Origin of the sequence: Pseudomonas protegens (assembly GCF_003732485.1) — a bacterium.
In the GTDB taxonomy this organism is placed as follows: domain Bacteria; phylum Pseudomonadota; class Gammaproteobacteria; order Pseudomonadales; family Pseudomonadaceae; genus Aquipseudomonas; species Aquipseudomonas protegens_B.
In genome coordinates this window covers 34,094-46,282 of record NZ_MOAK01000087.1, presented here as the reverse complement: position 1 = coordinate 46,282, position 12,189 = coordinate 34,094, and the positions used below count along the sequence as shown (strand labels likewise).

Here is a 12,189-nt window from a genome sequence, read left to right as displayed (position 1 = left end):
CGCCGGAGAAGCCGGGCGCGGTTTCGCGGTGGTCGCCGACGAGGTGCGCAACCTGGCCCAGCGCACCCAGGAATCGGTGGAGGAAACCCGCCAGGTGATCGAGCAACTGCAAACCGGCACCCGGGACGTGGTGGGATGCATGAACAGCAGCCATCGCCAGGCCCAGGGCAGCGTCGATCAAGTAGGCCAGGCCGTGACCGCGCTGCGCCAGATCGGCGATGCAGTGACCGTGATCAGCGACATGAACCTGCAGATCGCCAGCGCCGCCGAACAGCAGAGCGCAGTGGCCGAGGAGATCAACAGCAACGTGGCAACCATTCGTGACGTCACCGAATCCCTGTCTGAACAAGCCAATGAATCGGCGCGGGTCAGCCAGTCCCTCAACCGCCTGGCCAACCAGCAACAGAGCCTGATGGATCAGTTCCGCGTCTGAACAGAGGCAAAGGGCTTAAGGTGACGGAGGCTGGAAAGCACACTGTCACAGGGGGCACTGAAGGTAGCGCGGGGGCTGGCTCACGCCGGGCCGCACAGCGCGCCCTCCCCGCCCCACTGGCCCGTCGACCTAGCGCCTGGGCAGTGCGATTTCGACCCGCAAGCCACCCAGCGCGCTTTCCTCCAGGCTCAGGGTTCCCCCCCACGCCTCGACGATATCCCGGACGATGCCCAGGCCCAGGCCGTGGCCATCGGTCTGCTCATCCAGGCGCGCTCCGCGACTGAACACTTCACTGCGCCGCTCCTGGGGAATTCCCGGGCCATCGTCGTCCACCGCCAGAAGGAAACCCGTGGCCCGCTCCTCGACACTCAGGCGTACCTCGGCATCGGCCCATTTGCAGGCGTTGTCCAGCAGGTTGCCCAGCAGCTCCAGCAGATCCTCCCGGTCCCAGGGCAGGCGCAGCCCGGGCGCAGCCTGAAAACTCAGGTCCAGATGCTCGCCGTGGATCATGTTCAAGGTGGCCAGCAATCCCGGCAGTTCGGCATCACATTCAAACAAGGCGCCGGGCAAGGCATCGCCGGCCAAGCGCGCACGGTTGAGTTCGCGATTGAGCCGTTGCTGCACCTGTTCCAGTTGTTCCTGAAGCACCCTGCGGACCTCGGGATGGCCGTCGAGCCTGGGCCCCGAAGCCAGGCTCAGAAGCACCGCCAACGGCGTCTTCAAGGCATGACCGAGGTTACCCAGGGCATTGCGCGAACGCTTGAGGCTGTCCTCGGTATGGGCCAGCAGATGGTTGATCTGCGCCACCAGCGGCTCCAACTCGACCGGCACCTGGGCATCCAGCTGCGAGCGCTGGCCCTGCTGCAACTGGGCGATCTGCTCCCGCGCGGTCTCCAGGGGGCGCAAGGCGCGGCGCACGGTAATCCGTTGCAACAGCAGGATCAGCAGCAACCCCGCCAGGCCCAGACCGAGGCCGATCTGGCGCATGCGCTGGAAGCTCTCGCGTACCGGGGTGTAGTCCTGGGCCACGCTGATGGAGATCGATTGCCCGAGGCGCTTGTAGTCACTGCGCAACACCAGCAACTGCTGGCCTTCCGGTCCCAGCTGCAGGTTGCCTTGCAGGCCGGCGCGCTCCAGTTGCGGCAGGTCCTGGTCCCACAGGGAGCGAGAACGCCAGTGCACATCAGCGAAGTCGATGCGAAAGTAATGCCCGGAAAACGGCCGTTGATAGGCCGGCGACAGCCGCCGCTCATCCAGCTGCAGGCCTTGCGGCCCCCGCACCAGGGCCAGCAACAGGCTCTCGCTGTCGTTGCGCAGCCCGGCTTCCAGGTAGCGTTGCAGGCCCATCTCGAACAGCCAGAGGCTGGTCTGCGCCAGCACCAGGCCGACCACCACCATCACCGTGATCAGGCCCAGGCTCAGGCGGCGCTGGATCGACCTCACGAATCGCTCCCACCGAACAGGTAGCCCTGGCCGCGACGGGTTTCGATCACGCTGCGCCCGAGCTTGCGCCGCAGGTGATTGACGTGGACTTCAAGGACATTGGAGTCGCGCTCGGTTTCACCGTCGTACAGGTGTTCGGCCAGGTGGCTTTTGGACAGAATCTGCTGCGGGTGCAGCATGAAGTAGCGCAACAGGCGAAATTCCGCGGCAGTCAGCAACACGTCCTGGCCATCGCGGACCACGCATTGGCGGCCTTCATCCAGGTGCAGCCCGGCGGCCTGCAAGGTCTGCTGATTGGCCTGGCCGTGGGAGCGGCGCAACAGCGCCTGGACCCGCAGGTGCAGCTCCTCGGGGTGAAAGGGCTTGCTCAGGTAATCGTCGGCACCGGCCTTCAGACCTTCGATACGCTCGGCCCAGGAGCCGCGGGCGGTGAGGATCAGCACCGGGGTCGCCAGGCCACCGGCGCGCCATTGACGCAGCACATCGAGTCCCGGGACCCCGGGCAGGCCGAGGTCGAGAATGATCAGGTCATAGGGTTCACTGGCGCCCTGGTACAGGGCATCGCGGCCGTCGGCCAGCCAGTCCACCGCGTAGCCCTGGAGTTTCAAGCCTTCGAGCAGTTCATCCGCCAGGGATACGTGGTCTTCCACCACAAGCAGGCGCATCAGTCGTCTTCCTCATCTTTCAACAGACGCCCAGTAGCGGCATCCAGGTCCAGCTCGCGAACCACGCCGTCCACAGTCAACAGCTCGACCTCGTAAATGTACACGTCATGTTTTTCTTCCAGTTCGGCTTCCAGCAGCTTGGCCCCGGGATAGCGGTCCATGGCCTGCTGCAGCAGTTGCTCCAGGGGCAGGATCACCCCCTGCTGACGCAGGCGCAGGGCCTCGTCCTGGTCCAGGTCGCGGGCCACGGCCAGGGAGCAGAATAGCAACAGCGCCAGGGCCGCCCGGCTGCCGGCACGCATCGTCGAGTTCATTAAGTGTCCTGATGGTCCTTGAGTACCTGGCCGGTCACGGCGTCCAGTTCCAGGTCCCACTCCAGTCCTTGCGGGTCGCGCAGTTCAACCTGGTAGATGTACTTGCCGTACTCCTCTTCCAGCTCGGTTTCACTGATGCTCGCCCCAGGATGCCGGGACAGGGCCGTGGCATTGAGTTTTTCAAAGGACACAATGGTACCAGCGTCGCGCAGCCTCAGGGCTTCGTCCGGGCCCAGGTCCCGGGCATGAGCCAGGCTGGCGGTCAGAGCAATCAGGCTGGCGCTGAACAGTGCGGTCAGGGTTTTCATGGCAGGTCTCCAAGGTCAGTGGCCAAAGGCCGATGCCGCAGACGATACCCAAGGCAACTTAATTGAAACTGAATGGCCACCATGGCCCTGACACAAGTTTCACTCGGCCCGCAGCGGCGGGGTTCTCTATACTCGGCGGCTGATTCAAGAGTGAGCCCGGTATGACCGCCATCCATATCAAGTTTCCCGCCCTGACCCTCAAGGCCGGCCCCCGCGCCCTGGCCCGCATCCGTAGTCAAGGCCTGCACGCCGGCGAAGTCGGCACCTTGCCCGGCGCCGCCGGCGGGCCCAAGGCCCTGGGCATTCAGGGGCTGGACCTGGCGCTGTTCGGTGAATGGTTGCCGGCGGTGCCCCGTGAGCGTTCTCTGATCGGCGCGTCGGTGGGCTCCTGGCGCTTTGCCAGCGCCTGTCTGCCGGACGCCGCCGAAGGCATCCGCCGCCTGGGCCAGCTGTACAACGCCCAGAGTTTCGCCAAGGGCGTGACCATGGCGCAGATCAGCCAGAGCTCCCGGCGCATGCTCGATGACCTGCTCGATGGCCGCGACGCCTCGATTCTCGATAACCCCCATTACCGGCTGAACATCATGGTGGTCAAGAGCCACGGCCTGCTGGCGGACGATCACCGCGGGCGCCTGGGCCTGGGCCTGTCCTCGGTGATCGCCGACAACCTGCGGGGCCGCGCGCGCCTGTCCCGACACTTCGAACGCCTGGTGCTGCACGACCCGCGCCTGGCCCCGCCGCTGCAGGCCCTGGAAGATTTCCCCTCGCGCTTCGTGCCCCTGGACCGCGGCAACCTGCGCCAGGCACTGCTGGCCTCGGGCTCGATCCCCATGGTCATGCAGGGCGTGCGCGAACTGCCCGGCGCCGGGGCCGGCACCTTCCGCGACGGCGGCCTGCTGGATTACCACCTGGACCTGCCCTACAGCGGCAGCGACATCGTGCTCTACCCGCACTTCACCGACCGGGTGATCCCCGGCTGGTTCGACAAGACCCTGCCCTGGCGCCGGGCCAGCCCCGAACGCCTGCGCGACGTACTGCTGCTGGCGCCCTCCCGGGAATACCTGGCGCGCCTGCCCTACGGCAAACTGCCGGACCGCAACGACTTCAAGCGCTTCATGGGCGACGACGCCAGCCGGCAGAAATACTGGCGCAGCGCCATGGACGAAAGCCGGCGCCTGGGGGACGAGTTCCTCGAGCTGGCCGCACAAAATCGCCTCGGCGAGCGCCTGCAGAGCCTCTAGAGAAGGCTCGCCGCTGCGCACTGACCCTTTAGTCAGGGTTTTTCCGCAAGCGCCGGGGCAAGCTGATAAACTCGCCGCCTGCCTCAACTCGCCCCCCCGGCGATCGCCATCTGACAGAGCTGACCGACACTGTGGAAATCTTCAAAGAATTTACCTTCGAATCCGCCCACCGCCTGCCTTTCGTGCCCGAGGGCCACAAGTGCGGCCGCCTCCATGGCCACTCGTTCAAGGTGGCGATCCACCTCAGCGGCGAGGTCGACGCGCACACCGGCTGGATCCGCGACTTCTCGGAAATCAAGGCGATCTTCAAGCCGCTCTACGAGCGCCTGGACCACAACTACCTGAACGACATTCCCGGCCTGGAAAACCCCACCAGCGAAGTCCTGGCCAAATGGATCTGGAATGAGCTCAAGCCCCTGCTACCGGAGCTGAGTGCGATCCGCATCCACGAAACCTGCACCAGCGGTTGCATCTATCGCGGCGAATAAGCCGGCCGAAGAAACCACCCCACGGGGTGGTTTTTTTATGCCTATGATTGCCCCATCCCCGTCGTTACCCGAGCACTCGCGCCCATGCCGCCGACCATCCGTCCCGCCGCCCTGCCCGACCTCGCCGCCATCGAAGGCATTGCCAAGAGCGCCTATGCGCCCTATATCGCGCGGATCGGCCGGGAACCGGCGCCGATGCTCGAAGACTATTCCTGCCTGGTGCTGGCCCGGCAGATCTGGGTCCTGGAGGACCAGCAAGCGATCGCCGGTTTCATTGTCCTGCTGGATGCCCAGGAAGCCCTGCTGCTGGACAATCTGGCGGTCAGCCCCGAGGCCCAGGGCCGCGGTCATGGCCGGCAACTGCTGGCCTTCGCCGAACAACAGGCCCTGGCTGCCGGTCACAGTTGCGTGCGCCTCTACACCAACCAAGCCATGAGCGAGAACATCGCCCTGTATGGCCGCCACGGTTATGTGGAAACCCATCGCGCGGTGGAGCACGGGCTGCACCGGGTCTACATGAGCAAGCCGCTGGACTGATCGCACCAGGAGCCCCATGCAACCACGTATCTACCTCGCCGGATTCGACGTTTTCCGCACCGACGCCCAGGCCCATGGCGAGTACCTCAAGCAACTGTGCAGCGCCCACGGCCTGCATGGCCTGTTTCCCCTGGATAACCAGGCGCCGCCGGACCTCTCGCCGGAAGCCACCGCGCAGTGGATCTACCGGCAGAACCTGCAGATGATCCGCGGCTGCGATGCGCTACTGGCCAACCTGAATGACTTTCGCGGCCTGGAGCCCGACTCCGGCACCGCCTTCGAAGTGGGCGCGGCGGTCGTCCTGGGCAAGCCGGTGTGGGCCTACTTCGAAGGCCCCGCGACCCTGCGCCAGCAGGTGCCCCACGATGCCCAGGGCCGCGACGCCCAGGGCTTTGCGGTGGAAGACTTCAATCTGCCGCGCAACCTGATGCTGGCCTGCAGCTGGAGTGGCCGCAGCAGCAGTGTGGAAGCCGCCATCAGCGACCTCGGGCGCTGGCTGAACGCTTCCCCTGCACCTCGCTGAGATAGCCAGCAACGTCACTTTCTGCCGAAAACGACCACCCCGGACAAAAGCCTTGTCTTGTCGCGAAAGCCGATGTTATGTTTCTAACACTAGATACAAGAATGAAACATAAATAACATTTCCAGCGAACGCCCAGCGAGATGGTCATGGACAAGAACAGTTTCCAAATCACCCTGGAACAGCAGTTTGCAAGCCTGACCCCCACCGGCAAGCGCATCGCCACCTACCTGCTGGCCAACCTCCAGCAGTTGCCCTTCGAGACCGCCGACAGCATCGCCCAGCAAGCCGGCACCACCGGCATATCCGTGGGGCGCTTCCTGCGCTCGTTGGGCTACCGCAACCTGGATGACGTCAAGCAAGGCCTGCGCGGCGATGCCCCGGCCTCCTGGCTGATCACCGACCGGCTTGGTGCGTTTCGCAGCGAAGCCCATCAGGACGATGCCCTGGAGCGCTCGATGCATCGCGAGATCGAGGCCATCCAGCATGTCTATGGCCTGGCCCGCAGCCAGCCCTTCGCCGCCATCGTGCAACAGATCGTCGAGGCCGACGCGGTGTTCATCATCGGCATCCAGTCGACCCGGGGCATCCTCAACGCCTTCCACAGCCACCTGGAATACATCCGGCCCAAGGTCTACTACGTCGATGGCCTGTCGGGCATCTATGCGGAAACCCTGAACTCGGGCTTCGCCAAACCCTACGCGATCATTTCCGACTTCCGCGCCTACTCCGCCGTCACCCAGACCTTCTGTGAAGTAGCCAACGCCAACGCCCTGCCCCTGGCCCTGGTCACCGACCTGCAGTGCCCCTGGGCCCGGGACTTCCCGCTGGACCTGCTGCAACTGAAAACCGACGTCGGCCAGTTCTGGGATTCCCTGGCGCCGCTGACCTGCCTGTTCAACCTGATGGTGTCCGCCGTGGCCGAGGGCTATGGCGAACGCCTGGACCAGCGCCTGGCCAAGAACCGTCAGTTGCAGGAAGCCTTCGGCCAGTTCGAGTCCTGACCTTCAAGCGTTAACCCAGATGGAGTGAGTGAGTGAACAACAGCCCCCTTGTCGAAATCGACGCCCAGCGCCACCAACTGGAAATCGACCTGATCTACGCCAGCGCCGACAACCTGGCCGGCCAGGTGATCTATCGCAACGCCCGCTGCCTGCTGCACAAGGACGCCGCCGCCTGCCTGTACAAGGCCAGCCAGCTGGCGCGCATGGCCGGCCTGGGCCTGCGCATCTACGACGCCTACCGCCCGGCCTACGCCCAGCAACTGCTGTGGCAGGCCCTGCCCAACCCGGACTACGTGCGCGACCCGCGCCTGGGCTCGCACCACACCCGGGGCGTGGCCGTGGACCTGACCCTGGTGGATGAAACCGGCCAGCCGCTGGACATGGGCACCGCCTTCGACGCCATGGAGCCCAAGTCGCACCAGTTCTACAGCGACCTGCCGCCCCAGGTGCAGCGCAACCGCCTGCTGCTGCTGGGGATCATGCTCAGCGCCGGCTTCGAGGCGATCCCCACCGAGTGGTGGCACTACGAGTTGCCCAACGCCGAGGACTTTCCCCTGATCCAGGAGCACGACCAGCCCTTCGAACACTGATCTCCCGTTCCCCAGCCGGCCACAACAACAGGCAGCTAACTGCCCCAAGCCGGTCGTACTGCAACACCGCTTCAGCAACAACTGCCCGGTTATAGCTTTTATAAAAAACCTGACGAACTTCCCAACATCGAATGATCAAGGAAACCGGCATGACCCCTAACCGCAATTACCCTGATGTGCGTCTGTCCACCCGTGTCGCCCTGTCGCTGCTATGCGCAGCCCTGAGCCTGGGGGCCTGGCAGGCGGCCAGCGCCGCTGCGCCCAAGGACACCCTGATGATCGGCAAGGCCGCCGACCCGCAGACCCTCGACCCGGCCGTGACCATCGACAACAACGACTGGGCCGTGACCTACCCGGCCTACCAGAAGCTGGTGACCTACAAGGTCGAGAACGGCAAGGGCAGCACCGAAGTCCAGGGCGACCTGGCCGAGAGCTGGAGCACCTCCGCCGACAACCTGACCTGGGACTTCAAACTCAAGCCCGGCAACAGGTTCGACGACGGCAAGCCGGTAGACGCCGCCGCGGTGAAGTTCTCCTTCGAGCGCCTGATGCAACTCAAGCAGGGCCCGTCCGGGGCCTTCCCGGATGACATGAGCGTGGCCGTGGTCGACCCGCTGACCGTGCGCTTCACCCTGAAGAAACCCTACGCGCCCTTCCTCTACACCCTGGCCCACAACGGCGGCGGCATCATCAACCCGGACGTGGTCAACAAGGGCGAGGACGTCAATGCCTACCTCTCGACCCACACCGCCGGCTCCGGGGCCTTCCGCCTGAGCAACTGGCAGAAGGGCCAGGCGCTGACGCTGGAGCCCAACAGCTATTACGCCGGCCCCAAGCCGAGCCTGAACAAGGTGGTGATCAAGATCATCAGCGAAGCCTCGGTGCGCCGCCTGCAACTGGAGCGCGGCGACCTGGACATCATCGAGGACATGCCCGAAGACCAGCTCGGCACCCTGGCCGGCAAGTCCGGGGTGGTGATCCAGACCTTCCCCTCGCTGCGGGTCAACTACCTGTACCTGAACAACCAGCGTGCGCCCCTGGACAACGTCGAGGCGCGCCAGGCGCTGGTCCAGGCCATCGACTACAAGGGCATCGTCGACGGCATCCTCAAGGGCCAGGCCAAGCTGATGAACGGGCCGATACCCGACGGCATGTGGGCCCACGACCCGAGCCTGCCGCTGATACAGCAGAACCTGGACGGCGCCAAGGCCAGCCTGGCCAAGGTCCCGCAGAAGATCAGCAACCTGACCTACCTGTACTCGGACAAGGACGCCAACTGGGAGTCCATCGGACTGACCCTGCAAGCGGGCCTGGCGCCCCTGGGCATCAACCTGAAGATGGAAAAACTGGCCAACGCCACCATGCGTGAACGGGTGGGCAAGGGTGACTACGACGTGGCCATCGGCTCCTGGAGCCCGGACTTCGCCGATCCCTACATGTTCATGAACTTCTGGTTCGACTCCAGCCTGCAGGGCCTGCCGGGCAACCGCTCGTTCTACAGCAACCCCGAAGTCGACAGCCTGATCCGCGAAGCGGCGGCCACCAACGACACCGCCAAGCGCATCGAGCTGTACCAGAAGGCGCAGAAGATCGTCCTCAAGGACAACGTCTACGCCTACCTGTACCAGAAGAACTACAGCCTGCCGATGCGCGATTCGGTGAAGGGCTACGTGTTCCATCCGATGCTGGAACAGGTGTTCAACATCGCCGAAATCAGCAAGTAGGACCGGCCCTGCGATCCCCGTCGCCGGCCCCTGAACCGGGCCGGCGCCGGGTTGCCGTGTCCCCGCTGCGGGGCTGCTGTCGCCCCTGCCGTTCGTCAAGCGTTAACGAGGTTGCCTCATGGCCTTCCTGAATATGTTGCGCAAACGCCTGCTCGGCCTGTTGCTGGTCGTGGTCGGGGTTTCGCTGATTACCTTCACCATCTCGCACCTGATTCCCGGTGACCCGGCGCGGCTGATCGCCGGCGACCGGGCCAGCGATGCGATCGTGCAGAACATCCGCCACCAACTGGGCCTGGACCTGCCGCTGTACCAGCAATATGGCCGCTACATGCTCGACCTGCTGCACGGCGACCTGGGCACCTCGATCCGCACCAGCCGCCCGGTGCTGGAGGACCTGCAAGCGTTCTTCCCGGCCACCCTGGAACTGGCCCTGGCGGCGCTGCTGCTGTCGGTGCTGGTGGGCGTACCGCTGGGGGTGCTGTCGGCGGTCTATCACAACCGCTTTATCGACCAGATCGCCCGCACCCTGGCGGTCACCGGGATATCCACCCCGGCGTTCTGGCTGGGCTTGGGGCTGATCGTGCTGTTCTACGGCCACCTCGGCTGGCTGCCCGGCAGCGGCCGCCTGGACGAAGGCCTGGAGCCGCCGCCCACGATCAGCGGCTTCTACCTGATCGACTCGCTGCTGGCCGGGGACATCCCGCTGTTCCTCAATGCCCTGCAGCACCTGATCCTGCCGGCGGTGACCCTGGGCTTCGTCAACCTCGGGGTGGTGGCGCGGCAGATCCGCTCGGCGATGCTCGACCAACTCGGCGAGGACTACATCCGCACCGCCCGGGCCTACGGCCTGTCGCGCTGGGCGGTGATCCTGCGCCACGCCCTGCCCAACGCGCTGATCCCCTCGGTGACGGTGCTCGGCCTGACCCTGGGCGATTTGCTGTACGGCGCGGTGCTGACCGAGACGGTGTTCGCCTGGCCGGGCATGGGCGCCTATGTGGTGAAGTCGATCCAGGCCCTGGATTTCCCGGCGGTGATGGGCTTCGCGATCCTGGTGTCATTCATTTATGTGCTGCTGAACATGGCGATCGACCTGTTGTACCGGGTGATCGACCCGCGCATTGGCGAGGTAAGTTGAGATGTCCGCTCCCTTGATCGTTCCCCTGCCGGTCCCGGCGGCCCAAGCCGGCAGCTGGCGCGCGCGCCTGGCCTACCTGGGCTACCGCGTGCGGCAAAGCCCGCTGACCATCGCCGGGCTGTGCATGACCCTGCTGGTGCTGCTGTGCATGGCCTTTGCCCCCTGGCTGTCGAGCCATGATCCCAATGCCCTGAACCTGGCCCAACGCCTGGCCGCCCCCAGCGCCGCCCACTGGTTCGGCACCGACGAAGTCGGCCGCGACCTGTTCAGCCGGGTGCTCCACGGCAGCCGCCAGTCGGTGGGCGTGGGCCTGTTCGTGGCCTTCGCCTCATGCCTGGCCGGGGGCCTGTTGGGCTGCCTGTCGGGGATCATCGGCGGGCGCTTCGACAGCCTGATCATGCGCCTGATGGACATCATGCTCTCGGTGCCATCGCTGGTGCTGATCATGGCCCTGGCCGCCGCCCTGGGCCCGAGCCTGTTCAACGCCATGCTGGCGATCACCCTGGTGCGCATTCCGTTCTACGTGCGCCTGGCCCGAGGCCAGGCCCTGAGCATCCGCCAGATGGGCTACGTCAAGGCGGCCCAGACCTACGGCGCCGGGCGCTGGCACATCGTCAACTGGCACGTGGGGCGCAACGCCATGCCGCCGCTGCTGGTGCAACTGAGCCTGGACATCGGCAGCGCCATCCTCATGGCCTCGGCCCTGGGCTTCATTGGCCTGGGGGCCCAGCAGCCCACCGCCGAATGGGGGGCGATGGTGGCCACCGGGCGCAACTTCATCCTCGACAACTGGTGGTACTCGACCTTTCCCGGGCTGGCGATCCTGTTCACCGCCACCGGGTTCAACCTGCTGGGTGACGGCATCCGTGACCTGCTCGATCCACGGCAACAGGGGAAATGACCATGAGCTCATCCGCCGTTCTCAACATCGATAACCTGAGCCTGGAATTTCCCGCCTACCGCAGCAACGTACAGGCCCTCAACGGCGTGTCGCTGCACGTCAACCCGGGGGAAATCGTCGGCGTGGTCGGCGAGTCCGGCTCGGGCAAGTCGGTGACCGCCATGCTCAGCCTGCGCCTGCTGCCCGAGCGCAGCTACCGCATCACCTCCGGCAGCCTCAGCCTGCTGGGCCGCGACATGCTCACCACCTCGGAAAAACAGTTGCTGCAGATCCGTGGCCGCGACGCGGCGATGATCTTCCAGGAACCGATGACCGCCCTCAACCCGACCCGGCGCATCGGCCGGCAGATGCTCGACGTGATCATCCATCACCAGCGCCTGAGCCAGGACGAGGCCCGGGCCAAGGCCATCGCCCTGCTGCGGGACATGCACATCGCCGACCCCGAGCAGGTGCTGCAGGCCTACCCGTTCGAGCTGTCCGGAGGCATGCGCCAGCGGGTGATGATCGCCCTGGCATTTTCCTGCGATCCGCAGTTGCTGATTGCCGACGAGCCGACCACCGCCCTGGACGTCACGGTGCAGCGCCAAGTGCTGCTGTTGCTGCGCGAGAAGGCCCGGCAACGGGGCACCGCGATCCTCCTGATCACCCACGACATGGCGGTGGTCTCGCAGTTCTGCGACCGGGTCTATGTGATGTACACCGGCGCCGTGGTGGAGCAAGGCAACACCGCCCAGGTCATGCTCGACCCGCAGCATCCCTACACCCGCGGCCTGCTCAGCGGCCTGCCGGAACAGGTGGCCCCCGGCGCGCCGCTGCTGACCATTCCCGGGCAAGTGCCGAACCTCGCCCATCTGCCCGGCGGCTGCACCTTCCGCGAGCGCTGCAG

At 65.5% G+C, this 12,189-nt stretch carries 15 protein-coding genes; 11 read left to right on the top strand and 4 right to left on the bottom strand.

Translation table 11 applies throughout. The features are described from left to right. Positions 1-433, top strand: a 433-nt coding sequence (locus tag BLX41_RS36765) for a methyl-accepting chemotaxis protein (protein WP_259745405.1), incomplete at its 5' end; no start/stop codon positions are given. A gap of 129 nt (positions 434-562) precedes the next feature. Here the strand turns inward: BLX41_RS36765 and BLX41_RS30325 are convergent. Genes BLX41_RS30325 through BLX41_RS30310 form a run of 4 tightly spaced genes read right to left on the bottom strand, consistent with a single transcriptional unit; the run spans position 563 to position 3,163 of the window. Then, positions 563-1,876, bottom strand: a complete 1,314-nt coding sequence (locus BLX41_RS30325; protein WP_123727855.1) for a sensor histidine kinase — start codon at positions 1,874-1,876, stop codon at positions 563-565. Continuing rightward, entirely contained in the window at positions 1,873-2,541 is a 669-nt protein-coding gene (locus tag BLX41_RS30320; protein ID WP_123727854.1) for a response regulator transcription factor, read from the bottom strand. The genes BLX41_RS30325 and BLX41_RS30320 overlap by 4 nt, the downstream gene beginning before the upstream one ends. Beyond that, positions 2,541-2,843, bottom strand: a complete 303-nt coding sequence (locus BLX41_RS30315; protein ID WP_404942815.1) for a PepSY domain-containing protein — start codon at positions 2,841-2,843, stop codon at positions 2,541-2,543. Before BLX41_RS30315 ends, BLX41_RS30320 begins: the two co-directional genes overlap by 1 nt. 11 nt (positions 2,844-2,854) lie before the next feature. Next, positions 2,855-3,163: a PepSY domain-containing protein gene (locus tag BLX41_RS30310; RefSeq protein WP_123727852.1), complete on the bottom strand. Its 309-nt coding sequence runs from the start codon at positions 3,161-3,163 to the stop codon at positions 2,855-2,857. A gap of 161 nt (positions 3,164-3,324) precedes the next feature. Here BLX41_RS30310 and BLX41_RS30305 point away from each other — a divergent pair, with 161 nt between their 5' ends. The 10 genes from BLX41_RS30305 to BLX41_RS30260 form a co-directional block, all read left to right on the top strand. Next, on the top strand, positions 3,325-4,404 hold the full coding sequence (locus BLX41_RS30305) for a patatin-like phospholipase domain-containing protein (protein WP_123727851.1): 1,080 nt from the start codon (positions 3,325-3,327) through the stop codon (positions 4,402-4,404). Between the two features lie 131 nt (positions 4,405-4,535). After that, positions 4,536-4,892 (top strand): 6-carboxytetrahydropterin synthase QueD, encoded by a 357-nt coding sequence (gene queD / locus BLX41_RS30300; RefSeq protein ID WP_011062303.1) that lies wholly within the window; start codon positions 4,536-4,538, stop codon positions 4,890-4,892. Between the two features lie 84 nt (positions 4,893-4,976). Next, positions 4,977-5,429, top strand: coding sequence for a GNAT family N-acetyltransferase (locus BLX41_RS30295; RefSeq protein ID WP_123727850.1), 453 nt, complete (start codon positions 4,977-4,979; stop codon positions 5,427-5,429). Positions 5,430-5,445: 16 nt separating this feature from the next. Beyond that, on the top strand, positions 5,446-5,952 hold the full coding sequence (locus BLX41_RS30290; protein ID WP_123727849.1) for a nucleoside 2-deoxyribosyltransferase: 507 nt from the start codon (positions 5,446-5,448) through the stop codon (positions 5,950-5,952). Between the two features lie 140 nt (positions 5,953-6,092). Next, positions 6,093-6,953 carry a MurR/RpiR family transcriptional regulator gene (locus BLX41_RS30285; protein ID WP_123727848.1) on the top strand — a complete coding sequence of 287 codons (861 nt, stop codon included), beginning with the start codon at positions 6,093-6,095 and terminating at the stop codon, positions 6,951-6,953. Positions 6,954-6,985: 32 nt separating this feature from the next. After that, the gene (gene ddpX / locus BLX41_RS30280; RefSeq protein ID WP_123727847.1) at positions 6,986-7,543 is read left to right on the top strand and encodes a D-alanyl-D-alanine dipeptidase; all 558 of its coding nucleotides are present in this window, start codon (positions 6,986-6,988) and stop codon (positions 7,541-7,543) included. A gap of 149 nt (positions 7,544-7,692) precedes the next feature. Beyond that, positions 7,693-9,267 (top strand): ABC transporter substrate-binding protein, encoded by a 1,575-nt coding sequence (locus BLX41_RS30275; protein WP_123727846.1) that lies wholly within the window; start codon positions 7,693-7,695, stop codon positions 9,265-9,267. A gap of 118 nt (positions 9,268-9,385) precedes the next feature. Further along, complete coding sequence (locus BLX41_RS30270) at positions 9,386-10,402, top strand: ABC transporter permease (protein ID WP_123727845.1); 1,017 nt, start codon at positions 9,386-9,388, stop codon at positions 10,400-10,402. Position 10,403: 1 nt separating this feature from the next. After that, positions 10,404-11,303, top strand: a complete 900-nt coding sequence (gene ddpC, locus BLX41_RS30265; RefSeq protein ID WP_123727844.1) for a D,D-dipeptide ABC transporter permease — start codon at positions 10,404-10,406, stop codon at positions 11,301-11,303. Then, positions 11,300-12,189: ABC transporter ATP-binding protein (locus BLX41_RS30260; RefSeq protein ID WP_259745403.1), on the top strand; the 890-nt coding region annotated here is incomplete at its 3' end. The genes ddpC and BLX41_RS30260, both read left to right, overlap by 4 nt.